Source organism: Zestomonas ipomoeae (assembly GCF_057128665.1).
On record NZ_JBSKHQ010000006.1, the window covers coordinates 1 to 25043 of the forward strand.

Here is a 25043-nt window from a genome sequence, read left to right on the forward strand (position 1 = left end):
ATGGTAGTGTGGGGTTTCCCCATGTGAGAGTAGGTCATCGTCAAGCTTCTATCCCAAACCCCCCATCCGCCAAGCGGGTGGGGGGTTTGCTTTTGCCTGTCCGAAAACCCGTCCAGAGGTTCCTAGGCATTTCCAAAGCGCGCCGCTATGATGCCTGCCTCTTTCGCAGGCGGGGGCAGCATGCTCGCTCTTTTGAAACTCCTACAGGACGGCAGATTTCATTCCGGGCAGCAGCTCGGCGCCGCAATGGGCGTCAGTCGCTCCGCCGTGTGGAAGCAGCTGCAGCAGTTAGAAGCGGATTTGAATATTCAGCTGCATAAAGTCCGTGGGCGTGGCTATCGCCTGGCCTGCCCGCTTGCCCTGCTCGATGCGTTGCGTCTTGATTCTGCCTGCCAGGAGTGGCCGATTTGTGTTCTGGAGTCCACTGACTCGACCAATGCGGAGGCATTTCGTCGCCTGGATCGGGGAGTGGAACCTCCTTTCATGATCCTGGCCGAACAGCAGAGTGCCGGGCGCGGGCGGCGCGGGCGGCATTGGATCAGTCCGTATGGGGAGAATCTCTACTGCAGTCTAGTCCTGCGTATAGAGGGTGGCCCTCGCCAGTTGGAGGGGCTGAGTCTCGTCGTGGGTTTGGCGGTGATGAAGACCCTCCACGAGTCGGGGTTGGCGGCCGCAGGGCTGAAGTGGCCGAACGATCTGCTGGTGAATGGGTGCAAAATAGCCGGAATTCTTCTGGAGTTGGCGGGTGACCCCGCGGATGTCTGCCATGTGGTCATTGGTATCGGTATCAATGTAAACATGTCGGCGCCATCTGAGGTCATCGATCAGCCTTGGACATCCTTGCGTGGAGAGCTGGGCGTTCTCGTCGATCGTACCGACCTTGTCATTCGCCTGTCGGCGCAGTTGCAACACTATCTTGCTCTGCATCGTGAGCAGGGCTTTGCTGGGCTGCAGGGCGAATGGGAGCGGTATCATCTTTGGCAAGGGTGCCGCGTAGCCCTGACAGCTGGCACCCAGTCGATCAGCGGGGTGGTGCTGGGGGTCGATCAGGGCGGAGCGCTTCGGTTGAGTGTCGAGGGTGTCGAGCAACGCTTTAGCGGTGGCGAGCTCAGTTTGAGGTTGCGTGATGATTCTTGAGCTCGATTGTGGCAACAGTTTTATCAAATGGCGGGTTGTCGCGGGGCCGGGGTCTCCAGTGTTTTCTGGTGGCGTCGCGGGGTCGGACGGACAGTTGCTTGATGCCTTGTCGCGGCTGCCAGGGCTGGTGTTGACCTGGTGCCGTCTGGTGAGTGTGCGCAGCGAGGAGGAAACGGCTCGGTTGGTTGCGCTGCTTGGTGAGCGCTATTCCATTGAATGTGTCCGCGCTGTTCCGGTCGAGTGCCTGGGCGGGGTGCGCAATGGCTACCAAGACTATCAGCGATTGGGATTGGATCGCTGGCTGGCGTTGGTGGGGGCATACCGGCTGGCGGGTCGTGCTTGCCTGGTCCTGGATCTTGGGACGGCGATTACCTCGGACTTCGTCTCGCCTGGCGGGGATCACTTGGGAGGCTACATCTGTCCTGGTATGCCATTGATGCGAAACCAGTTGCGTACCCATACCCGGCGGATCCGTTATGACGATGAGGCTGCCGAGCAGGCGCTCGAGGATATGGCTCCTGGGCGTTCCACGGTCGAGGCGGTGGAGCGGGGTTGTCTGTTGATGCTGCGAGGCTTCGTGCAGACGCAGCTCGAGCAGGCGAAAGCGTTCTGGGGGGGGGACTTCGAGGTGTTTCTGACTGGCGGAGATGCCGGCTTGGCGCACTCGGTGCTTCCAGATGCGCGCGTTGTGCCGGACCTGGTGTTCGTTGGCCTGGCAATCGCCTGTCCTTTGGTTTGAGGTTTCTATGCGTTGGATCTTGCTGTTGCTGATCGTGCTCAATCTCTTCTATTACGTCTGGCATCAGCAGCAGGCGCCTTTGCGCGCCAAGGAGGTGGCTGCCCCCTTGGCGCTATACAAAGGCTCCCAGCAGGACATCCGCCTGCTGAGCGAGTCGGGTCGTTCGCCTGCTCGGCGAGCGCCTGTCGAGACGGCTCCCGATCAGCCGAAGTCCGAGGCCGTGTGCTTGTTTCTGGGCAGTTTCGATCAGGAGGAGGCTGCCCATGTATTCGAGCAGCGCCTGTTGGGGTTGGATATCCAGTCTCAAGTTCAGGCGGTGGATGCGGCTGCGGGTGTGGATTATTGGGTCTATCTGCCCCCGCTGGCGTCGCGCCAGGCCTCCCTGCGGCAGTTGAAGGAGCTGCAGGCACGCAAGATCGACAGCTATGTCATTACTCAGGGGGACCTGGCTAACGGAATTTCTCTGGGAATCTTTCCGCGCAGCGATTCCGCAGAAAGCGTCATGCAGCGCCTGCGCGAGGCTGGTTACGAGCCCAGGCTACGTGAGTTGACTCGTGCGCAGCGCAATTACTGGGTTCGCATCGCCCCCCATAGTCGGCGCCTGGTGGATGAGGGCATGCTCAAGCGCTTGTCGCAGGACTTCGATGGGTTGCAACATCAATTAATGCCGTGCGAAAGCATTGCCACGCCAAGATAGTTTGCATAGAATGGCGCCCGCTTCGCAGGGTGGTGTTGCTGCGGGGTTGCTGTCAAAGAAGCTAACCTCAAGTTTTTAATGAGAAAATGCTTGACAGTAGGGTGGCATACAATGAAAATGCCGCCTCCTTTTGGAGGGGTTCCCGAGCGGCCAAAGGGATCAGACTGTAAATCTGACGTCATAGACTTCGAAGGTTCGAATCCTTCCCCCTCCACCAGATTTAGCGTGAGCTGCAGGCTCCGCGGGTATAGTTCAGTGGTAGAACCTCAGCCTTCCAAGCTGATGATGCGGGTTCGATTCCCGCTACCCGCTCCAGCATTGCTGTTTATGCGTAGCGTTTCGCTCATGTAGCTCAGCTGGTAGAGCACACCCTTGGTAAGGGTGAGGTCAGCGGTTCAAATCCGCTCATGAGCTCCATTACACAAAGGCAGATATGAAGATATCTGCCTTTGTTCTAATGGTGGCGTGACTTGCTCAATTCTTCGATAGGAGACGGTCTCGATGGCTAAAGAAAAGTTCGAACGTAACAAGCCGCACGTCAACGTCGGCACCATCGGTCACGTTGACCATGGCAAGACCACGCTGACTGCTGCTCTGACCAAGGTCTGTGCCGAGACCTGGGGTGGTTCTGCGCGCAACTTCGACCAGATCGACAATGCGCCGGAAGAGAAGGCTCGCGGTATCACCATCAACACCTCTCATGTTGAGTACGATTCCGCCATCCGTCACTACGCCCACGTCGACTGCCCCGGCCACGCTGACTATGTGAAGAACATGATCACCGGTGCTGCGCAGATGGATGGCGCGATCCTGGTTTGCTCCGCAGCCGACGGCCCCATGCCGCAGACTCGCGAGCACATCCTGCTGTCCCGTCAGGTCGGTGTTCCTTACATCGTCGTGTTCCTGAACAAGGCCGACATGGTGGACGACGCCGAGCTGCTGGAGCTGGTCGAAATGGAAGTTCGCGACCTGCTGAACACCTACGACTTCCCGGGCGACGACACTCCGATCGTCATCGGTTCCGCGCTGATGGCGTTGGAAGGCAAGGACGACAACGAGATCGGCGTTAGCGCCGTTCGCAAGCTGGTCGAGACCCTGGACTCCTATATTCCGGAGCCGGTGCGTGCCATTGACCAGCCGTTCCTGATGCCGATCGAAGACGTGTTCTCGATCTCCGGTCGCGGCACCGTGGTAACCGGTCGTGTCGAGCGCGGCATCGTCAAGGTCCAGGAAGAAGTGGAAATCGTCGGCATCAAGGCGACCACCAAGACCACCTGTACCGGCGTCGAGATGTTCCGCAAGTTGCTCGACGAAGGTCGTGCCGGCGAGAACGTTGGTGTGCTGCTGCGCGGCACCAAGCGTGAAGACGTCGAGCGTGGCCAGGTTCTGGCCAAGCCGGGCACCATCAAGCCGCACACCAAGTTCGAAGGCGAAGTGTACGTGCTGAGCAAGGAAGAAGGCGGTCGTCACACTCCGTTCTTCAAAGGCTACCGTCCGCAGTTCTACTTCCGTACCACTGACGTGACCGGTAACTGCGAACTGCCGGAAGGCGTTGAAATGGTTATGCCGGGCGACAACATCAAGATGACTGTCACCCTGATCGCTCCGATCGCCATGGAAGAAGGTCTGCGCTTCGCGATTCGCGAAGGCGGCCGTACCGTTGGTGCTGGCGTGGTTGCCAAGATCATCGAGTAATCGGTTGATCTAGCTCTGTCAGGCCGGCATAATGGTCGGCCTGACTTCGTTTTAGGCCAGTAGCTCAATTGGCAGAGCGGCGGTCTCCAAAACCGCAGGTTGGGGGTTCGATTCCCTCCTGGCCTGCCAGATTCATCCTGTGCGAATCTGGCGTGTCTTTTAACAGGATCCTCGTAGATGAATGCTAAGGCTGAAGCCAAAGACTCTCGCTTCGATCTGCTGAAGTGGCTGGTGGCGGTCGTGCTGGTCGCCGTCGGAGTGGTCGGCAATCAGTATTACTCCGCCGAGCCGATTCTGTATCGCGTCCTGGTGCTGCTTGCGCTTGCTGGTGTAGCTGCCTTCGTGGCGCTGCAGACGGCCAAGGGGCAGCTATTCCTGGGGTTGGCGAAAGAGGCGCGCGTCGAGATTCGCAAGGTCGTTTGGCCAACTCGCCAAGAAACCACGCAGACCACCCTTATCGTGGTGGCTGTCGTTCTGGTGATGGCGCTGCTGCTGTGGGGGCTCGATTCCCTGCTCGGTTGGCTTGTTTCGTTTATCGTCGGTTAAAGGTGTCCCGTGGCTAAGCGTTGGTACGTTGTGCATGCTTACTCGGGTTACGAGAAGCATGTCATGCGCTCGCTGATCGAGCGCGTCAAGCTGGCTGGCATGGAAGACGAGTTCGGCGAAATTCTGGTTCCCACCGAGGAAGTGGTGGAGATGCGTAACGGCCAGAAGCGCAAGAGCGAGCGTAAGTTCTTCCCTGGTTATGTGCTGGTTCAGATGGAGATGAACGAGGCGACCTGGCACTTGATCAAGGATACGCCGCGTGTCATGGGCTTCATCGGCGGTACGGCCGACAAGCCGGCGCCGATCACCGAGAAAGAGGCTGAAGCCATTCTGCGCCGGGTTGCCGATAGTGGCGACAAGCCGAAGCCGAAGACCCTTTTCGAGCCGGGCGAGACCGTGCGTGTTACCGACGGCCCGTTTGCCGATTTCAACGGGGTTGTCGAAGAGGTCAACTACGAGAAGAGCCGGATCCAGGTGGCCGTGCTCATCTTCGGGCGCTCCACGCCGGTGGAGTTGGAGTTCAGCCAGGTCGAGAAGGCGTAGCTGAAAAAGCATCCCGCACCCCGCAGCCGCTGGCTGCGGGGTTTTGTCGTCATTGGGATAAATGCGTAAAGCAACCGGGGAGCCTTAGGGCGATAGAACCCGTCACTGGAGTTATACATGGCTAAGAAGATTCAGGCTTATATCAAGCTGCAAGTTAAGGCCGGCCAGGCCAATCCGTCGCCGCCGGTCGGCCCTGCCCTGGGTCAGCACGGCGTGAACATCATGGAGTTCTGCAAGGCGTTCAACGCCAAGACCCAGGGCATGGAGCCCGGTCTGCCGACCCCGGTGATCATCACTGTCTACAGCGACCGCAGCTTCACTTTCGAGACTAAGAGCACCCCGGCTTCCGTGCTGCTGAAGAAAGCGGCCGGCATCACCAGCGGCTCCGCTCGTCCGAACACCCAGAAAGTCGGCACCGTGACCCGTGCTCAGCTGGAGGAGATCGCCAAGGCCAAGCAGGCCGATCTGACTGCCGCTGACATGGATGCAGCCGTGCGTACCATCGCCGGCTCCGCGCGTAGCATGGGCCTCAATGTGGAGGGTGTGTAAATGGCTAAGCTGACCAAGCGCCAGAAGGCGATTGCCGAGAAAGTAGAAGCCGGCAAGCAGTACAACTTCGAAGAAGCCGCCAAGCTGCTGTCCGAGTTGTCGACCATCAAGTTCAAAGAGTCCGTCGATATCGCCATCAACCTTGGCGTTGATCCGCGTAAGTCCGACCAGGTCGTGCGTGGCGCCACCGTGCTGCCGAATGGCACCGGCAAGAGCGTTCGCGTTGCCGTGTTCACCCAGGGGCCGGGCGCTGAAGCCGCTCTGGCTGCTGGTGCGGATCGCGTTGGCATGGACGAACTGGCTGCCGAGATGAAGGGCGGCGACCTCAACTACGACGTGGTCATCGCTTCTCCCGATGCGATGCGCGTTGTCGGTCAACTGGGTCAGATCCTCGGCCCGCGTGGCCTGATGCCGAACCCGAAGGTCGGTACCGTGACTCCGGACGTGGCTACCGCCGTGAAGAATGCCAAGGCTGGTCAGGTGCGTTTCCGTACCGACAAGAACGGCATCATCCACAGCAGCATCGGCAAGGTCGATTTCGAGGCCGGCAAGCTGAAGGAAAACGTGGAAGCCCTGCTGGCGGACCTCAAGCGTCTGAAGCCGTCCACCTCCAAAGGTATTTACGTCAAGCGCGTGACCCTGAGCACCACCATGGGTCCGGGTCTGGTCATCGATCAGGCTTCGCTCGACGCATAAGCAATTGGGGCCGGCGGCAGCAGTGCCGCCAGCCTGAAAGATTGGGGTCCCTGCCTGGCGGGGGCTATCCAAGACCGTAGGCGGCGCAAGCCTTAAACCCGGAGAGCAATCTCCACAGCCTACGCAGATGGTGCTCCCGATTCTACCGAATCAGACACCAAAACGCCGTCCGGCCCCGGCTGGACGAAACGGTAATATCCAGGAGTGAACCCGTGGCAATTAAACTCGAAGACAAGAAGGCCATCGTCGCTGAAGTCAACGAGGCTGCCAAAGCTGCCCTGTCCGCTGTCGTGGCCGATGCCCGTGGCGTGACCGTGGGGGCCATGACCGGACTCCGTAAAGAGGCCCGCGCATCTGGTGTGTACGTGAAAGTCGTGCGTAACACCCTGCTGCGTCGCGCCGTTGAAGGCACTCAGTTCGACGTGCTCAACGACGTGTTCAGTGGCCCGACCCTGATCGCTTTTTCCAACGAACATCCGGGCGCTGCCGCTCGCATCTTCAAGGAATTCGCCAAGGGTCAGGACAAGTTCGAGATCAAGGCCGCTGCGTTCGAGGGTCAGTTCCTCGCAGCCAACCAGATCGACGTGCTGGCAACCCTGCCGACCTACGACGAAGCCGTAGCCCAGCTGATGAGCGTGATCCAAGGCGCCACCAGCAAGCTGGCTCGTACTCTGGCGGCCATCCGCGACCAGAAAGAATCCGCTGCGGCCTGACGCATCAGCCTTTCTTTCGAATCTTAATTGTTGAATTTAGATGGCCGCAGGCCGTCCCAAAAATACAGGAACTAGAGTCATGGCTCTGACCAACGAAGACATCATCAACGCCGTATCCGAAATGTCCGTCATGCAGATCGTTGAACTGATCAAGGCGATGGAAGAGAAGTTCGGCGTGACCGCCGCTGCCGCTGTTGCCGCTGGTCCGGCTGCTGCTGCCGCTGCTGTTGAAGAACAAACCGAGTTCAACATCATCCTGACCGAAGCCGGTGACAAGAAAGTCAACGTCATCAAGGTCGTTCGTGAACTGACCGGTCTGGGCCTGAAAGAAGCCAAGGCTGTCGTTGACGGCGCCCCGGGCGTGGTCAAGGAAGGCGCTTCGAAAGAAGAAGCCGAAGCCGCCAAGAAGGCCCTGGAAGAAGCTGGCGCCAAAGTCGAGCTCAAGTAAGCGACGACCTTGCGTCGACAGCCTGGGCGTCTCGCGTAAGGCTGATGGCTGGTGGCTTTTGCCACCGGCCTTTTTCCGTTATGGGCAGGTTGCTGTCCATGATGGGAAACCCACCCGAGGGGTGGCGCGAACCATGGGGTTCGCACGATTTTCTGGCTGCTTCCGTCGGGAGGAGCCAAACAAGCAGGTGACCAAGCTGGGGAACGCTGATGGCTTACTCATACACTGAGAAAAAACGTATCCGCAAGGACTTTAGCAAGTTGCCGGACGTCATGGACGTGCCGTATCTCCTGGCCATCCAGTTGGATTCGTACCGCGAATTCCTGCAGTCGGGCGCGACCAAGGATCAGCTCCGCGACGTGGGCCTGCATGCGGCCTTCAAATCCGTATTTCCGATCATCAGCTATTCCGGCAATGCCGCTCTGGAATACGTCGGCTATCGCCTGGGCGAGCCGGCTTTCGATGTCAAGGAATGCGTGCTGCGCGGCGTGACCTATGCCGTGCCGCTGCGCGTAAAAGTGCGTCTGATCATCTTCGACAAGGAGTCGTCGAACAAGGCCATCAAGGACATCAAGGAGCAGGAAGTCTACATGGGGGAAATCCCCCTGATGACCGAGAACGGTACCTTCATCATCAACGGTACCGAGCGCGTCATCGTTTCCCAGCTGCACCGTTCTCCGGGCGTATTCTTCGACCACGACCGCGGCAAGACTCACAGCTCCGGCAAGTTGCTGTACTCCGCTCGCATCATTCCCTACCGCGGTTCCTGGCTGGACTTCGAGTTCGATCCGAAGGACGCCGTGTTCGTGCGTATCGACCGTCGCCGCAAGCTGCCGGCCTCTGTACTGCTGCGTGCCCTGGGCTACAGCACCGAGGAAGTGCTGGACGCCTTCTATGACACCAACCTGTTCCATGTGAAGGGCGAGTCCCTGAGCCTGGAGCTGGTGCCGCAGCGCCTGCGTGGCGAGATCGCCGCGTTCGATATCAAGGACGAGAAGGGCAAGGTCATCGTCGAGCAGGGCCGCCGTATCACTGCGCGCCACATCAACCAGATCGACAAGGCCGGCATCAAGGAGCTGGAAGTCCCGCTCGACTACGTGCTGGGTCGCACCACCGCCAAGGCCATCGTCCATCCGGCCACTGGCGAGATCATCGCCGAGTGCAACACCGAGCTGACCACCGACCTGCTGGCGAAGATTGCCAAGGCCCAGGTGGTTCGCATCGAGACCCTGTACACCAACGACATCGACTGCGGTCCGTTCATCTCCGACACGCTGAAGATCGACTCTACCGGCAACCAGCTGGAAGCCCTGGTCGAGATCTATCGCATGATGCGTCCTGGCGAGCCGCCGACCAAGGATGCCGCCGAGACCCTGTTCAACAATCTGTTCTTCAGCGCCGAGCGCTACGACCTGTCCGCCGTCGGCCGCATGAAGTTCAACCGTCGTATCGGTCGTACCGAGATCGAGGGTTCGGGCGTGCTGAGCAAGGAAGACATCGTTGCCGTGCTGAAGACCCTGGTCGACATCCGTAACGGCAAGGGCATCGTCGATGACATCGACCACCTGGGCAACCGCCGCGTGCGTTGCGTCGGCGAGATGGCCGAGAACCAGTTCCGCGTCGGCCTGGTGCGCGTCGAGCGCGCGGTGAAAGAGCGCCTGTCGATGGCCGAAAGCGAAGGCCTGATGCCGCAGGACCTGATCAACGCCAAGCCGGTCGCGGCGGCGGTGAAGGAGTTCTTCGGCTCCAGCCAGCTCTCGCAGTTCATGGACCAGAACAACCCGCTCTCCGAGATCACCCACAAGCGCCGCGTCTCCGCACTCGGCCCAGGTGGTCTGACCCGCGAGCGCGCCGGCTTCGAAGTCCGCGACGTACACCCGACCCACTATGGCCGTGTGTGCCCGATCGAGACCCCTGAAGGTCCGAACATCGGCCTGATCAACTCCCTGGCGGCGTATGCCCGCACCAACCAGTACGGTTTCCTCGAGAGTCCGTATCGTGTGGTGAAGGACACACAGGTCACCGACGAGATCGTGTTCCTGTCCGCCATCGAAGAGGCCGATCACGTGATCGCCCAGGCGTCGGCGACCATGAACGACAAGGGGCAGCTGACCGACGAGCTGGTGGCCGTGCGTCACCTCAACGAGTTCACCGTCAAGGCGCCGGAAGACGTCACCCTGATGGACGTCTCGCCGAAGCAGGTGGTTTCCGTCGCGGCCTCGCTGATCCCGTTCCTCGAGCACGACGACGCCAACCGCGCACTGATGGGTTCGAACATGCAGCGTCAGGCCGTGCCGACCCTGCGTGCCGACAAGCCGCTGGTGGGTACCGGTATGGAGCGCAACGTTGCCCGTGACTCCGGTGTCTGCGTGGTCGCACGCCGTGGCGGGGTGATCGACTCGGTCGACGCCAGCCGCATCGTGGTTCGCGTCAACGATGACGAAGTGGAAACCGGCGAAGCCGGTGTCGACATCTACAACCTGACCAAGTACACCCGCTCCAACCAGAACACCTGCATCAACCAGCGTCCGCTGGTGAGCAAGGGTGACAAGGTTTCGCGCAGCGACATCCTGGCCGATGGTCCGTCCACCGACATGGGCGAACTGGCGCTGGGCCAGAACATGCGCGTGGCGTTCATGCCGTGGAACGGCTTCAACTTCGAAGACTCCATCTGCCTGTCCGAGCGCGTGGTCCAGGAAGACCGCTTCACCACGATCCATATCCAGGAACTGACCTGTGTGGCCCGTGATACCAAGCTCGGCCCAGAGGAAATCACCGCGGACATCCCGAACGTCGGTGAAGCCGCGCTGAACAAGCTGGACGAAGCCGGCATCGTCTACGTCGGTGCCGAAGTCGGCGCTGGCGACATCCTGGTCGGCAAGGTCACCCCGAAGGGCGAGACCCAGCTGACGCCGGAAGAGAAGCTGCTGCGCGCGATCTTCGGTGAGAAGGCCTCCGACGTGAAGGACACCTCCCTGCGCGTGCCCACCGGCACCAAGGGCACCGTCATCGACGTGCAGGTCTTCACCCGCGACGGCGTCGAGCGTGACTCCCGTGCACTGGCCATCGAGAAGATGCAGCTCGACGAGATCCGCAAGGACCTCAACGAGGAGTTCCGCATCGTCGAAGGAGCGACCTTCGAGCGTCTGCGCTCGGCATTGGTCGGGCAGAGCGCCGAAGGCGGTGCCGGCCTGAAGAAGGGCGCGGTGATCACCGACGAGTTCCTCGACGGCCTCGAGCGCGGCCAGTGGTTCAAGCTGCGCATGAGCGACGACGCGCTGAACGAGCAGTTGGAAAAGGCCCAGGCCTACATCTCCGACCGCCGCCAACTGCTCGACGACAAGTTCGAAGACAAGAAGCGCAAGCTGCAGCAGGGCGACGACCTGGCGCCGGGCGTACTGAAGATCGTCAAGGTCTACCTGGCGATCAAGCGTCGCATCCAGCCGGGCGACAAGATGGCCGGCCGTCACGGTAACAAGGGTGTGGTCTCGGTGATCATGCCGGTCGAAGACATGCCGCACGATGCCAATGGCACTCCGGTGGACATCGTCCTCAACCCGCTGGGCGTACCGTCGCGGATGAACGTCGGTCAGATCCTCGAAACCCACCTGGGCCTGGCGGCCAAGGGGCTGGGCGAGAAGATCAATCGCATGCTCGAAGAGCAGCGTAAGGTCGCCGAACTGCGCAAGTTCCTCACCGAGATCTATAACGAGATTGGTGGTCGCCAGGAAAACCTCGACGAGCTCTCCGATACCGAGATCCTCGAACTGGCGAAGAACCTGCGCGGCGGTGTGCCGATGGCCACCCCGGTATTCGACGGTGCCAAGGAAAGCGAGATCAAGGCCATGCTGAAACTGGCGGATCTGCCGGAAAGCGGCCAGATGCGCCTGTTCGATGGCCGTACCGGCAACCAGTTCGAGCGCCCGACCACCGTCGGCTACATGTACATGCTCAAGCTGAACCACCTGGTCGACGACAAGATGCACGCGCGTTCCACCGGTTCCTACAGCCTGGTTACCCAGCAGCCGCTGGGTGGTAAGGCGCAGTTCGGTGGCCAGCGTTTCGGGGAGATGGAGGTCTGGGCGCTGGAAGCCTACGGCGCCGCCTACACCCTGCAGGAAATGCTCACCGTGAAGTCGGACGACGTGAACGGACGGACCAAGATGTACAAGAACATCGTGGACGGCGATCACCGCATGGAGGCCGGCATGCCGGAGTCCTTCAACGTGCTGATCAAAGAGATCCGCTCGCTGGGTATCGACATCGAACTGGAAACCGAATAACACGCGACGCGCATCGGGAGCGGGGCGGCAGAAGCCCGCTCCCTGCTCCGTGAGGAGGAAAGGCCTTGAAAGACTTGCTGAATCTGTTGAAAAACCAGGGTCAAATCGAAGAGTTCGATGCCATCCGTATTGGCCTGGCGTCGCCCGAGATGATCCGTTCCTGGTCCTTCGGTGAAGTGAAGAAGCCGGAGACCATCAACTACCGTACCTTCAAGCCGGAACGCGATGGCTTGTTCTGTGCCAAGATCTTCGGCCCGGTGAAGGACTACGAATGCCTGTGCGGTAAGTACAAGCGCTTGAAGCACCGCGGTGTGATCTGCGAGAAATGCGGCGTGGAAGTGGCCCTGGCCAAAGTCCGCCGCGAGCGCATGGCGCACATCGAGCTGGCTTCGCCGGTCGCCCACATCTGGTTCCTGAAGTCGCTGCCGAGCCGTATCGGCCTGCTGCTGGACATGACCCTGCGTGACATCGAACGCGTGCTCTATTTCGAGAGCTACGTGGTGATCGATCCGGGCATGACCACCCTCGAGAAGGGGCAGCTGCTGAACGACGAGCAATACTTCGAAGCCCTCGAAGAGTTCGGCGACGACTTCGACGCGCGCATGGGCGCCGAGGCCGTTCGCGAGCTGCTCAACCAGATCGACCTGGAGCACGAGATTGGCCGCCTGCGCGAAGAGATTCCGCAGACCAACTCGGAAACCAAGATCAAGAAGCTGTCCAAGCGCCTGAAGCTGATGGAAGCCTTCAAGGACTCCGGCAACCTGCCGGAGTGGATGGTGCTGACCGTGCTGCCGGTACTGCCGCCGGACCTGCGTCCGCTGGTTCCGCTGGATGGCGGCCGCTTCGCGACCTCCGACCTGAACGACCTCTATCGCCGGGTGATCAACCGCAACAACCGTCTGAAGCGCCTGCTCGACCTGTCGGCGCCGGACATCATCGTGCGCAACGAAAAGCGCATGCTGCAGGAAGCGGTCGACGCCCTGCTCGACAACGGCCGCCGCGGTCGCGCCATCACCGGCTCGAACAAGCGTCCGCTGAAGTCGCTGGCCGACATGATCAAGGGCAAGCAAGGTCGCTTCCGTCAGAACCTGCTCGGTAAGCGCGTGGACTACTCCGGTCGTTCGGTGATCACCGTTGGTCCGACCCTGCGCCTGCACCAGTGCGGCCTGCCGAAGAAGATGGCCCTCGAGCTGTTCAAGCCGTTCATTTTCGGCAAGCTGGAAGCCCGCGGCATGGCCACCACCATCAAGGCGGCCAAGAAGATGGTCGAGCGCGAGCTGCCCGAGGTCTGGGACGTTCTCGCCGAAGTCATCCGCGAACACCCCGTGCTGCTGAACCGCGCACCGACCCTGCACCGTCTGGGCATCCAGGCGTTCGAGCCGGTACTGATCGAAGGTAAAGCCATTCAGCTGCACCCGCTGGTCTGCGCCGCGTACAACGCCGACTTCGACGGTGACCAGATGGCCGTGCACGTGCCGCTGACCCTGGAAGCCCAGCTCGAAGCGCGCGCGCTGATGATGTCGACCAACAACATCCTCTCGCCGGCCAACGGCGAGCCGATCATCGTACCGTCGCAGGACGTGGTACTGGGTCTGTACTACATGACCCGCGAGGCGGTGAACGCCAAGGGCGAGGGTCGCGTATTCGCCGACCTGCAGGAAGTCGACCGGGTATTCCGCGCCGGCGAGGCCTCCCTGCACGCCCGCGTCAAGGTTCGCATCAACGAGACCATCAAGGAAAAAGACGGCAGCATCACCAAGAACACCCGCATCGTCGACACCACTGTCGGTCGTGCGCTGTTGTTCCAGGTGGTCCCGGCCGGCCTGTCCTACGACGTGGTCAACCAGCCGATGAAGAAAAAGGCGATCTCCAAGCTGATCAACCAGTGCTACCGCACTGTGGGTCTGAAGGACACCGTCATCTTCGCCGACCAGCTGATGTACACCGGTTTCGCCTACTCGACCATCTCCGGTGTGTCGATCGGCGTGAACGACTTCGTCATCCCGGACGAGAAGGCGCGCATCATCGATGCCGCCACCGAGGAAGTGAAGGAGATCGAGGCACAGTACGCCTCCGGCCTGGTCACCCAGGGCGAGAAGTACAACAAGGTGATCGACCTCTGGTCGAAGGCCAACGACGAAGTGTCCAAGGCGATGATGGCCAACCTCTCGAAAGAGAAGGTCATCGACCGCGAGGGCAAGGAAGTCGACCAGGAGTCCTTCAACTCCATGTACATGATGGCCGACTCCGGTGCGCGCGGTAGCGCCGCCCAGATTCGCCAGCTGGCCGGTATGCGCGGCCTGATGGCCAAGCCGGACGGCTCCATCATCGAAACGCCGATCACCGCGAACTTCCGCGAAGGTCTGAACGTACTGCAGTACTTCATCTCTACGCACGGTGCGCGTAAGGGTCTGGCGGATACCGCACTGAAGACCGCGAACTCCGGTTACCTGACCCGTCGCCTGGTCGACGTCGCCCAGGATCTGGTGGTGACCGAGGTCGACTGCGGCACCGAGCACGGCCTGCTGATGACCCCGCACATCGAAGGCGGCGACGTGGTCGAGCCGCTCGGCGAACGCGTACTGGGCCGTGTGATCGCCCGTGACGTGTTCAAGCCGGGCACCGACGACGTCATCGTGCCGGCCGGCACCCTGGTCGACGAGCAGTGGGTCGAGTTCATCGAGCGCAACAGCATCGACGAAGTGGTGGTGCGTTCGCCGATCAGCTGCGAAACCCGCTACGGTATCTGCGCCAAGTGTTACGGCCGCGATCTGGCCCGCGGGCATCAGGTCAACATCGGTGAAGCGGTCGGCGTCATTGCGGCCCAGTCCATCGGTGAGCCGGGTACCCAGCTGACCATGCGGACCTTCCACATCGGTGGTGCGGCCAGCCGGACCTCGGCTGCCGATAGCGTCCAGGTGAAGAACGGCGGCGTCATCCGCCTGCACAACCTGAAGCACGTCGAGCGCACCGACGGCAACTTGGTGGCGGTATCCCGCTCCGGTGAGCTGGCCGTGGCCGACGAGTTCGGTCGCGAGCGCGAGCGCTACAAGCTGCCCTACGGCGCCATGATCTCGGTGAAGGAAGGCGACAAGGTCGATCCGGGCGCCATCGTCGCCAAGTGGGACCCGCACACCCACCCGATCGTGACCGAAATGAAGGGTACCGTGACCTTCGTCGGCATGGAGGAGGGCATCACCATCAAGCGCCAGACCGACGAACTGACCGGTCTGACCAACATCGAGGTGATGGATCCGAAGGATCGCCCGGCGGCTGGCAAGGATATCCGTCCTGCGGTCAAGCTGGTCGATGCCAGCGGCAAGGAACTGCTGCTGCCGGGTACCGACGTGCCGGCCCAGTACTTCCTGCCCGCCAACGCCCTGGTCGGTGTCGGCGATGGCGTGCAGGTCAACGTGGGTGACGTCATCGCGCGTATCCCGCAGGAAACCTCGAAGACCCGCGACATCACCGGTGGTCTGCCGCGCGTGGCCGACCTGTTCGAGGCGCGTCGTCCGAAAGAGCCGTCGATCCTGGCGGAAATCAGCGGCACCATCAGCTTCGGCAAGGAGACCAAGGGCAAGCGCCGCCTGGTCATCACGCCGACCGATGGCAGCGATCCCTACGAGGAGCTGATTCCGAAGTGGCGTCACCTGAACGTCTTCGAAGGCGAACAGGTGAACAAGGGCGAAGTGATCTCCGACGGCCCGAGCAACCCGCACGACATCCTGCGCCTGCTGGGCGTCAGCGCGCTGGCCAAGTACATCGTCAACGAGATCCAGGACGTGTACCGCCTGCAGGGTGTGAAGATCAACGACAAGCACATCGAGACCATCCTGCGGCAGATGCTGCGCAAGGTCGAAGTGTCCGAGTCGGGTGACTCCAGTTTCATCAAGGGCGACCAGATGGAACTGACCCAGGTGCTGGAGGAAAACGAAGTGCTGGCCGGCGAAGACAAGTTCATCGCCAAGTACGAGCGCGTCCTGCTGGGTATCACCAAGGCTTCGCTGTCCACCGAGTCGTTCATCTCCGCGGCATCGTTCCAGGAGACCACCCGCGTGCTCACCGAGGCGGCGGTCACCGGCAAGCGCGACTACCTGCGTGGCCTGAAGGAAAACGTGGTGGTGGGTCGTCTGATCCCGGCCGGTACCGGCTTGGCCTACCACAGCGAGCGCAAGCGCAAGCGCGAGGCCGACAAGCCGGTCCGCGTCAGTGCGAGCGAAGTGGAAGCGGCGTTGAGCGAAGCGCTGAACTCCAGCGGTACTTGAGTGCGAGGCCCAGGCACCGCGGTGCCTGGGCTTTGCCTTGACTGGGGGCTACAGTCTCTTTAGACTCATGCACCCCTAAATTTGGCAGGGCGTGTGCCCTGCCATTTTTTGCTTTTGTTGTAATAAATAGCGTCGAAAGACAACAGTGGAGCTAGTAGATGGCAACTATCAACCAGCTGGTGCGTCAGCCGCGCAAGCGCGTCGTCGAGAAGAGCGACGTGCCGGCGCTGCAGAACTGCCCCCAGCGTCGTGGCGTGTGCACCCGCGTGTACACCACCACTCCGAAGAAACCGAACTCGGCACTGCGTAAAGTCTGCCGCGTACGTCTGACCAATGGCTTCGAGGTCACCTCCTACATCGGCGGTGAAGGCCACAACCTGCAAGAGCACAGCGTGGTGCTGATCCGTGGCGGTCGTGTAAAAGACCTTCCGGGTGTGCGTTACCACACCGTGCGCGGTTCGCTGGATACCTCCGGCGTCAAAGACCGTAAGCAGGGTCGTTCGAAGTACGGCGCGAAGCGTCCGAAGTAATCGTTTTCTATTTAATTGAGTCGATAAGAGTAAGGTCGGGCATTCGAGTCCCGAGCTAACCTGAAGACCGTTTGAGGGCTTATCAATGCCAAGACGTCGTGTAGCAGCCAAGCGCGAGATCCTTGACGATCCGAAGTACGGCAGCCAGATCCTCGCCAAGTTCATGAACCATGTGATGGAAAGCGGCAAGAAAGCCGTGGCCGAGCGCATTGTTTATGGCGCGCTGGACAAAGTGAAAGAACGCAAGAACAGCGATCCCCTGGAAATCTTCGAGAAAGCTCTCGACGCCATCGCTCCGCTGGTCGAAGTGAAGTCCCGCCGTGTAGGCGGCGCGACTTACCAGGTTCCGGTCGAAGTTCGTCCGTCCCGTCGTAACGCTCTGGCCATGCGCTGGCTGGTCGACTCCGCGCGCAAGCGTGGCGAGAAGTCCATGGCCCTGCGCCTGGCTGGCGAGCTGCTGGATGCTGCCGAAGGTAAAGGCGCTGCGGTGAAGAAGCGTGAAGACGTGCACCGTATGGCGGAGGCCAACAAGGCCTTCTCGCACTACCGCTTCTAAATTCTGCGTCACTAATTTTGCGAGGGCTTTATGGCTCGTACTACACCGATTAACCGCTACCGTAATATTGGTATCTGCGCCCACGTCGATGCGGGCAAGACCACTACTACCGAGCGGATCCTGTTCTACACGGGTGTCAACCACAAGATGGGCGAGGTGCATGATGGCGCCGCGACCATGGACTGGATGGTGCAGGAGCAGGAGCGTGGTATCACCATTACTTCGGCTGCCACCACTGCCTTCTGGCAGGGTTCCGAGAAGCAGTTCGACAAGTATCGTGTGAACATCATCGATACCCCCGGTCACGTTGACTTCACCATCGAAGTAGAGCGCTCCCTGCGCGTGCTCGACGGCGCGGTCGTGGTGTTCTGTGGTACCTCCGGCGTCGAGCCGCAGTCCGAAACCGTATGGCGTCAGGCCAACAAGTACGGTGTTCCGCGTATCGTTTACGTGAACAAGATGGACCGCGCCGGGGCCAACTTCCTGCGCGTGGTCGGCCAGATCAAGCAGCGCCTGGGTCATACCCCGGTTCCGATCCAGCTCGCCATCGGTGCGGAAGACAACTTCCAGGGCCAGATCGACTTGATCAAGATGAAGGCGATCTACTGGAACGAAGACGACCAGGGCATGACCTTTCGCGAGGAAGAAATCCCGGCCGAGCTGCAAGACCTGGCCGAAGAGTGGCGCTCGAACATGATCGAGGCGGCTGCCGAGGCCAACGAAGAGCTGATGAACAAGTACCTCGAAGGCGGCGAGCTGACCACCGAGGAAATCAAGGCCGGTCTGCGCCAGCGCACCATTGCCTGCGAAATCGTTCCGGCTGTCTGCGGTTCCTCCTTCAAGAACAAGGGCGTTCCCCTGGTTCTCGATGCTGTGATCGAGCTGCTGCCGGCGCCGACCGAGATCCCTGCGATCAAGGGCGTGCACCCGGACAACGAAGAGCAGGAGGACGAGCGTCACGCCGATGACAACGAGCCGTTCTCCGCTCTGGCGTTCAAGATTGCCACCGACCCCTTCGTCGGCACCTTGACCTTTGCCCGCGTTTACTCCGGCGTGCTGAATTCCGGCGACTCGGTTTTGAACTCGGTGAAGGGCAAGAAAGAGCGCGTCGGCCGTATGGTGCAGATGCATGCCAACACCCGCGAAGAGATCAAGGAAGTGCGCGCTGGCGACATCGCTGCACTGATCGGCATGAAGGACGTCACCACCGGTGACACCCTCTGCTCGCTGGAGAAGCCGATCATTCTCGAGCGCATGGACTTCCCGGAGCCGGTGATTTCCGTAGCTGTCGAGCCGAAGACCAAGGCCGACCAGGAGAAGATGGGGATCGCGCTGGGCAAGCTGGCCCAGGAAGACCCGTCGTTCCGCGTCAAGACCGACGAAGAGTCCGGTCAGACCATCATTTCCGGTATGGGTGAACTGCACCTGGATATCCTGGTCGACCGCATGAAGCGCGAGTTTGGTGTCGAGGCCAACATCGGCAAGCCGCAGGTGGCCTACCGCGAAACCATCTCCAAGGACAATGTCGAGATCGAAGGCAAGTTCGTCCGCCAGTCCGGTGGTCGCGGTCAGTTCGGTCACTGCTGGATTCGCTTCTCTTCCGCCGATGTGGATGAGAAGGGCAACATTGCCGAAGGCCTGGTCTTCGCCAACGAGGTCGTGGGTGGTGTGATTCCGAAGGAATACATCCCGGCGATCCAGAAGGGCATCGAGGAGCAGATGAAGAACGGCGTGGTTGCCGGTTATCCGCTCATCGGCCTCAAGGCTACCGTGTTCGATGGTTCCTACCACGACGTCGACTCCAACGAGATGGCGTTCAAGATCGCGGCTTCCATGGCGACCAAGCAGCTGGCCCAGAAAGGTGGCGGCAAGGTGCTTGAGCCGATCATGAAGGTCGAGGTGGTAACTCCGGAAGACTACATGGGTGACGTGATGGGTGACCTGAACCGTCGCCGTGGTCTGATCCAGGGTATGGAAGACACTCCGGCTGGCAAGGTTATCCGTGCCGAAGTTCCGCTGGGTGAGATGTTCGGTTACGCGACGGATGTTCGCTCCATGTCGCAGGGCCGTGCCAGCTACTCCATGGAATTCTCGAAATACGCCGAAGCTCCGTCGAACATCGTCGAAGCACTGGTTAAAAAACAAGGTTGATTCAGCCCTTTAAGTAAGAGGTTTACTGTCGTGGCTAAGGAAAAATTCGAACGTAACAAACCGCACGTCAACGTCGGCACCATCGGTCACGTTGACCATGGCAAGACCACGCTGACTGCTGCTCTGACCAAGGTCTGTGCCGAGACCTGGGGTGGTTCTGCGCGCAACTTCGACCAGATCGACAATGCGCCGGAAGAGAAGGCTCGCGGTATCACCATCAACACCTCTCATGTTGAGTACGATTCCGCCATCCGTCACTACGCCCACGTCGACTGCCCCGGCCACGCTGACTATGTGAAGAACATGATCACCGGTGCTGCGCAGATGGATGGCGCGATCCTGGTTTGCTCCGCAGCCGACGGCCCCATGCCGCAGACTCGCGAGCACATCCTGCTGTCCCGTCAGGTCGGTGTTCCTTACATCGTCGTGTTCCTGAACAAGGCCGACATGGTGGACGACGCCGAGCTGCTGGAGCTGGTCGAAATGGAAGTTCGCGACCTGCTGAACACCTACGACTTCCCGGGCGACGACACTCCGATCGTCATCGGTTCCGCGCTGATGGCGTTGGAAGGCAAGGACGACAACGAGATCGGCGTTAGCGCCGTTCGCAAGCTGGTCGAGACCCTGGACTCCTATATTCCGGAGCCGGTGCGTGCCATTGACCAGCCGTTCCTGATGCCGATCGAAGACGTGTTCTCGATCTCCGGTCGCGGCACCGTGGTAACCGGTCGTGTCGAGCGCGGCATCGTCAAGGTCCAGGAAGAAGTGGAAATCGTCGGCATCAAGGCGACCACCAAGACCACCTGTACCGGCGTCGAGATGTTCCGCAAGTTGCTCGACGAAGGTCGTGCCGGCGAGAACGTTGGTGTGCTGCTGCGCGGCACCAAGCGTGAAGACGTCGAGCGTGGCCAGGTTCTGGCCAAGCCGGGCACCATCAAGCCGCACACCAAGTTCGAAGGCGAAGTGTACGTGCTGAGCAAGGAAGAAGGCGGTCGTCACACTCCGTTCTTCAAAGGCTACCGTCCGCAGTTCTACTTCCGTACCACTGACGTGACCGGTAACTGCGAACTGCCGGAAGGCGTTGAAATGGTTATGCCGGGCGACAACATCAAGATGACTGTCACCCTGATCGCTCCGATCGCCATGGAAGAAGGTCTGCGCTTCGCGATTCGCGAAGGCGGCCGTACCGTTGGTGCCGGCGTGGTTGCCAAGATCATCGAGTAATCGAAGATCGCACTGGAAAGGGCCCCCTCGGGGGCCTTTTCTGTTTGCTGATCATTTATTGACACCCTGGGGGCGCATCCGTACAATTGCGCCTCCTTTTACCGGGCGTATTGCGTCCGGTGGGGTGGCAACTTGGAGTCTGAGGTCAAAATGCAAAACCAACAAATCCGTATTCGGTTGAAGGCTTTTGACCATCGCCTGATCGATCAATCTACCCAGGAAATCGTGGAAACCGCGAAACGTACTGGTGCTCAGGTGCGTGGTCCGATTCCTCTGCCTACTCGCAAGGAGCGTTTCACAGTGCTGGTTTCTCCGCACGTCAACAAGGACGCGCGCGACCAGTATGAGATTCGTACCCATAAGCGCGTGCTGGACATCGTTCAGCCGACCGACAAGACCGTCGATGCGCTGATGAAGCTCGATCTTGCGGCTGGCGTGGAAGTGCAGATCAGCCTCGGCTAAAACCTGCCGGTTTTGGTCGTGTAACGCTCTGAAATGGGCGGCCATAGCGGGTGAAAGCCCCGTACACTCATGAGGTTACAACATGACTATTGGTGTAGTCGGTCGTAAGTGCGGCATGACCCGCATTTTCACCGAAGAAGGTGTCTCTATTCCGGTTACGGTCATCGAGATCGAGCCGAATCGCGTCACTCAGTTCAAAAACGAAGAGACCGACGGCTATCGCGCGGTGCAGGTTACCGTTGGCGAGCGTCGTGCTTCCCGCGTGACCAAGGCTCAGGCCGGTCACTTTGCCAAAGCAAATGTCGCTGCAGGTCGCGGCGTCTGGGAGTTCCGCCTGGAGTCGGGCGAGTACCAGGCTGGCGATCAGATCACCGCCGAACTGTTCCAGGCCGGTCAGCTGGTGGATGTCACTGGCGAGTCCAAGGGTAAAGGCTTTGCCGGTACCATCAAGCGCTGGAACTTCCGCGGCCAGGACAACACCCACGGCAACTCCGTTTCTCACCGTGTGCCGGGCTCCATCGGCCAGTGCCAGACTCCTGGTCGTGTCTTCAAGGGCAAGAAAATGTCCGGTCATATGGGCGCCGAGCGCGTGACCGTGCAGTCCCTGGAAGTTGTGCGCGTCGACGCTGAACGCAATCTGCTGCTGGTCAAGGGTGCCGTTCCCGGCGCTACCGGCGCTGATGTCGTCGTGCGTCCGGCAGCCAAGGCTCGCGGTTAAGGGGAGATGCTGAGATGCAATTGAATGTAAACAACGCTCAGGCGATCGAAGTCTCCGAAACGACCTTCGGCAGCGAATTCAACGAGACTCTGGTTCACCAGGCTGTTGTCGCTTACATGGCTGGCGGCCGTCAGGGCAGCAAGCAGCAGAAGACCCGTTCCGACGTCTCCGGTGGCGGTAAGCGCCCGTGGCGCCAGAAGGGCACTGGTCGTGCTCGTGCTGGTACCACTCGCGGTCCGATCTGGCGTGGCGGTGGCGTGACTTTCGCTGCTCGTCCGCAGAATCACGACCAGAAGCTCAACAAGAAGATGTATCGCGCCGCTTTGCGCTCGATTCTCTCCGAGCTGGTGCGTCTGGATCGTCTGGTGGTGGTCGAGGATTTCGCCGTCGAGGCACCGAAGACCAAGGTTCTGCTGAACAAGCTGAACGGCATGGGCTTGAACGACGTGCTGATCATTTCCGATGCCGTCGACCAGAACCTGTATCTGGCTGCGCGCAACCTGCCGCACGTCGATGTACGTGACGTCCAGGGTTCCGATCCGGTCAGCCTTATCGCCTACGACAAGGTGTTGATCACCGTGTCCGCCGTGAAGAAATTCGAGGAGCTGCTGGGATGAACCAGGAACGCGTATTCAAAGTGCTGCTTGGTCCGCACGTCTCCGAGAAGGCCACCGTGCTGGCGGACAGCAAGAGCCAATTCGTTTTCAAGGTTGCCACCGATGCAACCAAGCTGGAAATCAAGAAGGCTGTCGAAAGCCTGTTCAGCGTGAAAGTCGCTCGTGTCACCACCCTGAATGTAAAGGGTAAGACCAAGCGTACCGCTCGCGGCCTGGGCAAGCGTAACGACTGGAAGAAGGCGTACATCGCTCTTCAGCCGGGCCAGGATCTCGATTTCGCCAGCAGTGCTGAGTAAGGTAGGGGTGCATCATGGCAATCGTTAAATGCAAACCGACTTCCGCGGGCCGCCGTTTTGTGGTCAAGGTGGTCAATCAGGAGCTGCACAAAGGCGCTCCTTATGCTCCGCTGCTCGAGAAGAAGTCGAAGTCCGGCGGCCGTAACAACAACGGTCGTATCACCACCCGTCATATCGGTGGTGGTCACAAGCAGCACTACCGTCTGGTCGACTTCCGTCGCAACAAGGATGGCATTCCGGCCATCGTTGAGCGCGTGGAATACGATCCGAACCGTACTGCTCACATCGCGCTGCTGAAATATGCCGACGGCGAGCGTCGCTACATCATCGCGCCGAAAGGCGTGAGTGCCGGCGACCAGCTGATCTCCGGTTCTGCTGCGCCGATCAAGGCGGGTAACACTCTGCCGCTGCGCAACATTCCGGTGGGTTCGACCATTCATGGTGTCGAGCTGAAGCCGGGCAAGGGTGCTCAGATCGCGCGTTCCGCTGGTGCTTCCGCTCAGCTGGTTGCTCGTGAAGGTGCCTATGTGACTCTGCGTCTGCGCTCCGGCGAGATGCGTAAGGTGCTGGCCGAGTGCCGTGCGACCCTGGGCGAAGTCTCGAACTCCGAGCACAGCCTGCGCTCGCTGGGTAAGGCTGGTGCCAAACGCTGGCGCGGCGTTCGCCCGACCGTTCGTGGTGTTGCCATGAACCCGGTCGACCACCCGCATGGTGGTGGTGAAGGTCGTACCTCGGGTGGTCGTCATCCGGTGTCGCCGTGGGGCTTCCCGACCAAGGGTGCGAAGACCCGTGGTAACAAGCGCACCGACAAAATGATCGTCCGCCGCCGCAAGTAACTAGAGGGATACGACAGTGCCGCGTTCTCTGAAAAAAGGTCCTTTTATCGATCTTCACCTACTGAAGAAGGTCGAAGTGGCGGTGGAAAAGAATGATCGCAAGCCGGTGAAGACCTGGTCGCGTCGTTCGATGATCCTGCCGCAGATGGTCGGTTTGACCATCGCTGTGCATAACGGTCGTCAACATGTCCCGGTTCTGGTGAACGAAGACATGGTCGGCCACAAACTCGGCGAGTTCGCTGCTACCCGCACTTATCGTGGGCACGTGGCGGACAAGAAAGCCAAGCGTTAAGGGGTAAGGAACGATGGAAGTAGCCGCTAAGTTGTCGGGCGCTCGCATCTCCGCCCAGAAAGCCCGCTTGGTCGCCGACCAGATCCGCGGGAAGAAGGTGGGCGAAGCGCTCAACCTCCTGGCTTTCAGCAGCAAGAAAGCCGCCGAGATCATGAAGAAAGTGCTGGAGTCGGCCGTTGCCAACGCCGAGCACAACGAAGGCGCTGACGTGGATGACCTGAAGGTCTCCACTGTCTTCGTCAACGAAGGGCGTTCGCTTAAGCGCATCATGCCGCGTGCCAAAGGCCGTGCTGATCGCATCGTCAAGCGGTCTTGCCATATCACTGTCAAGGTTGCGGACAAGTAACGGAGTCTCTCAGATGGGTCAGAAAGTACATCCCGTTGGCATCCGCCTGGGAATCGTCAAGGAGCACACCTCGGTCTGGTATGCAGATAAGCGCACTTATGCCGATTATCTGCTGGCCGACCTGCAGGTTCGTGAGTACCTCCAAGACAAATTAAAAAGCGCGTCCGTAAGCCGTATCGATATCCATCGCCCGGCCCAAACCGCACGCATCACCATCCACACCGCTCGTCCCGGCATCGTGATCGGCAAGAAAGGTGAAGATGTTGAGAAGCTGCGTCAGGACCTGACCAAGAAAATGGGTGTGCCGGTGCACATCAACATCGAAGAGATCCGCAAGCCGGAGCTCGACGCCATGTTGGTTGCCCAGAGCGTAGCTCAGCAGCTGGAGCGTCGCGTGATGTTCCGTCGCGCCATGAAGCGCGCCGTACAGAACGCCATGCGCATTGGTGCCAAGGGCATCAAGATCCAGGTGAGCGGTCGTCTCGGTGGTGCTGAAATCGCCCGTACCGAATGGTATCGCGAAGGTCGTGTGCCGCTGCACACCCTGCGCGCCGATATCGATTACGCCACCTACGAAGCGCACACCACCTACGGTGTGATTGGCGTCAAGGTCTGGATCTTCAAGGGTGAGGTCATCGGTGGCCGCCAGGAAGAGCTCAAGCCGCAAGCGCCCGCTCCTCGTAAAAAAGCTGCTAAGTAAGGGG

The 25043-nt window shown here is 60.3% G+C and carries 24 protein-coding genes and 4 tRNA genes; all 28 read left to right on the forward strand.

The genetic code is table 11. The features are described 5' to 3' along the window. Nucleotides 1-180: 180 nt before the first annotated feature. The 28 genes from birA (at nucleotide 181) to rpsC (ending at nucleotide 25039) form a co-directional block, all read left to right on the forward strand. The gene (gene birA / locus ACWKV7_RS08970; RefSeq protein WP_483857323.1) at nucleotides 181-1137 is read left to right on the forward strand and encodes a bifunctional biotin--[acetyl-CoA-carboxylase] ligase/biotin operon repressor BirA; all 957 of its coding nucleotides are present in this window, start codon (nucleotides 181-183) and stop codon (nucleotides 1135-1137) included. Next, nucleotides 1127-1876 carry a pantothenate kinase gene (locus ACWKV7_RS08975; RefSeq protein WP_483857324.1) on the forward strand — a complete coding sequence of 250 codons (750 nt, stop codon included), beginning with the start codon at nucleotides 1127-1129 and terminating at the stop codon, nucleotides 1874-1876. The genes birA and ACWKV7_RS08975 overlap by 11 nt, the downstream gene beginning before the upstream one ends. Nucleotides 1877-1883: 7 nt before the next feature. After that, a complete protein-coding gene (locus ACWKV7_RS08980) occupies nucleotides 1884-2573 on the forward strand; it encodes an SPOR domain-containing protein (RefSeq protein ID WP_483857325.1) in 690 nt (229 codons plus the stop codon). 132 nt (nucleotides 2574-2705) lie between these two features. Next, a tRNA-Tyr gene (locus tag ACWKV7_RS08985) sits at nucleotides 2706-2790 on the forward strand. Nucleotides 2791-2814: 24 nt separating this feature from the next. Further along, a tRNA-Gly gene (locus tag ACWKV7_RS08990) sits at nucleotides 2815-2888 on the forward strand. 26 nt (nucleotides 2889-2914) lie between these two features. Then, nucleotides 2915-2990, forward strand: a tRNA-Thr gene (locus tag ACWKV7_RS08995). 84 nt (nucleotides 2991-3074) lie between these two features. Beyond that, nucleotides 3075-4268 carry an elongation factor Tu gene (tuf, locus tag ACWKV7_RS09000; RefSeq protein ID WP_483857326.1) on the forward strand — a complete coding sequence of 398 codons (1194 nt, stop codon included), beginning with the start codon at nucleotides 3075-3077 and terminating at the stop codon, nucleotides 4266-4268. A 53-nt stretch (nucleotides 4269-4321) separates the two neighbouring features. After that, a tRNA-Trp gene (locus ACWKV7_RS09005) sits at nucleotides 4322-4397 on the forward strand. Nucleotides 4398-4445: 48 nt separating this feature from the next. After that, nucleotides 4446-4814: a preprotein translocase subunit SecE gene (gene secE, locus ACWKV7_RS09010; RefSeq protein ID WP_483857327.1), complete on the forward strand. Its 369-nt coding sequence runs from the start codon at nucleotides 4446-4448 to the stop codon at nucleotides 4812-4814. Between the two features lie 9 nt (nucleotides 4815-4823). Beyond that, nucleotides 4824-5357 carry a transcription termination/antitermination protein NusG gene (gene nusG / locus ACWKV7_RS09015; RefSeq protein WP_483857328.1) on the forward strand — a complete coding sequence of 178 codons (534 nt, stop codon included), beginning with the start codon at nucleotides 4824-4826 and terminating at the stop codon, nucleotides 5355-5357. 117 nt (nucleotides 5358-5474) lie between these two features. After that, nucleotides 5475-5906, forward strand: coding sequence for a 50S ribosomal protein L11 (rplK, locus tag ACWKV7_RS09020; RefSeq protein ID WP_483857329.1), 432 nt, complete (start codon nucleotides 5475-5477; stop codon nucleotides 5904-5906). Further along, on the forward strand, nucleotides 5907-6602 hold the full coding sequence (rplA, locus tag ACWKV7_RS09025) for a 50S ribosomal protein L1 (RefSeq protein ID WP_483857330.1): 696 nt from the start codon (nucleotides 5907-5909) through the stop codon (nucleotides 6600-6602). It begins immediately after the preceding gene. 212 nt (nucleotides 6603-6814) lie between these two features. Beyond that, on the forward strand, nucleotides 6815-7315 hold the full coding sequence (gene rplJ / locus ACWKV7_RS09030) for a 50S ribosomal protein L10 (protein WP_483857331.1): 501 nt from the start codon (nucleotides 6815-6817) through the stop codon (nucleotides 7313-7315). Nucleotides 7316-7394: 79 nt separating this feature from the next. Then, the gene (gene rplL, locus ACWKV7_RS09035) at nucleotides 7395-7763 is read left to right on the forward strand and encodes a 50S ribosomal protein L7/L12 (protein WP_483857332.1); all 369 of its coding nucleotides are present in this window, start codon (nucleotides 7395-7397) and stop codon (nucleotides 7761-7763) included. Between the two features lie 209 nt (nucleotides 7764-7972). Beyond that, nucleotides 7973-12046 (forward strand): DNA-directed RNA polymerase subunit beta, encoded by a 4074-nt coding sequence (gene rpoB, locus ACWKV7_RS09040; protein ID WP_483857333.1) that lies wholly within the window; start codon nucleotides 7973-7975, stop codon nucleotides 12044-12046. Between the two features lie 65 nt (nucleotides 12047-12111). Continuing rightward, nucleotides 12112-16311 (forward strand): DNA-directed RNA polymerase subunit beta', encoded by a 4200-nt coding sequence (gene rpoC, locus ACWKV7_RS09045; protein ID WP_483857334.1) that lies wholly within the window; start codon nucleotides 12112-12114, stop codon nucleotides 16309-16311. Nucleotides 16312-16469: 158 nt separating this feature from the next. Then, nucleotides 16470-16841 (forward strand): 30S ribosomal protein S12, encoded by a 372-nt coding sequence (gene rpsL / locus ACWKV7_RS09050; protein WP_483857335.1) that lies wholly within the window; start codon nucleotides 16470-16472, stop codon nucleotides 16839-16841. A gap of 85 nt (nucleotides 16842-16926) precedes the next feature. Further along, entirely contained in the window at nucleotides 16927-17397 is a 471-nt protein-coding gene (gene rpsG / locus ACWKV7_RS09055) for a 30S ribosomal protein S7 (RefSeq protein ID WP_483857336.1), read from the forward strand. 30 nt (nucleotides 17398-17427) lie between these two features. After that, on the forward strand, nucleotides 17428-19548 hold the full coding sequence (gene fusA, locus ACWKV7_RS09060) for an elongation factor G (RefSeq protein ID WP_483857337.1): 2121 nt from the start codon (nucleotides 17428-17430) through the stop codon (nucleotides 19546-19548). Between the two features lie 30 nt (nucleotides 19549-19578). Next, nucleotides 19579-20772 carry an elongation factor Tu gene (gene tuf, locus ACWKV7_RS09065; protein WP_483857326.1) on the forward strand — a complete coding sequence of 398 codons (1194 nt, stop codon included), beginning with the start codon at nucleotides 19579-19581 and terminating at the stop codon, nucleotides 20770-20772. A gap of 150 nt (nucleotides 20773-20922) precedes the next feature. Further along, on the forward strand, nucleotides 20923-21234 hold the full coding sequence (rpsJ, locus tag ACWKV7_RS09070) for a 30S ribosomal protein S10 (protein ID WP_003186070.1): 312 nt from the start codon (nucleotides 20923-20925) through the stop codon (nucleotides 21232-21234). An 82-nt stretch (nucleotides 21235-21316) separates the two neighbouring features. Continuing rightward, nucleotides 21317-21952, forward strand: a complete 636-nt coding sequence (gene rplC, locus ACWKV7_RS09075; RefSeq protein ID WP_483857338.1) for a 50S ribosomal protein L3 — start codon at nucleotides 21317-21319, stop codon at nucleotides 21950-21952. Between the two features lie 14 nt (nucleotides 21953-21966). Beyond that, nucleotides 21967-22569, forward strand: a complete 603-nt coding sequence (gene rplD, locus ACWKV7_RS09080; protein ID WP_483857339.1) for a 50S ribosomal protein L4 — start codon at nucleotides 21967-21969, stop codon at nucleotides 22567-22569. Then, nucleotides 22566-22865 (forward strand): 50S ribosomal protein L23, encoded by a 300-nt coding sequence (gene rplW, locus ACWKV7_RS09085; protein WP_483857340.1) that lies wholly within the window; start codon nucleotides 22566-22568, stop codon nucleotides 22863-22865. The genes rplD and rplW overlap by 4 nt, the downstream gene beginning before the upstream one ends. Nucleotides 22866-22879: 14 nt before the next feature. Then, nucleotides 22880-23701: a 50S ribosomal protein L2 gene (rplB, locus tag ACWKV7_RS09090; protein ID WP_483857341.1), complete on the forward strand. Its 822-nt coding sequence runs from the start codon at nucleotides 22880-22882 to the stop codon at nucleotides 23699-23701. Between the two features lie 16 nt (nucleotides 23702-23717). After that, nucleotides 23718-23993 (forward strand): 30S ribosomal protein S19, encoded by a 276-nt coding sequence (gene rpsS, locus ACWKV7_RS09095; RefSeq protein ID WP_483857342.1) that lies wholly within the window; start codon nucleotides 23718-23720, stop codon nucleotides 23991-23993. Nucleotides 23994-24006: 13 nt separating this feature from the next. Then, entirely contained in the window at nucleotides 24007-24339 is a 333-nt protein-coding gene (rplV, locus tag ACWKV7_RS09100; RefSeq protein ID WP_003103908.1) for a 50S ribosomal protein L22, read from the forward strand. A 13-nt stretch (nucleotides 24340-24352) separates the two neighbouring features. Further along, the gene (gene rpsC / locus ACWKV7_RS09105; RefSeq protein ID WP_483857343.1) at nucleotides 24353-25039 is read left to right on the forward strand and encodes a 30S ribosomal protein S3; all 687 of its coding nucleotides are present in this window, start codon (nucleotides 24353-24355) and stop codon (nucleotides 25037-25039) included. The last annotated feature ends 4 nt before the right edge of the window (nucleotides 25040-25043 follow it).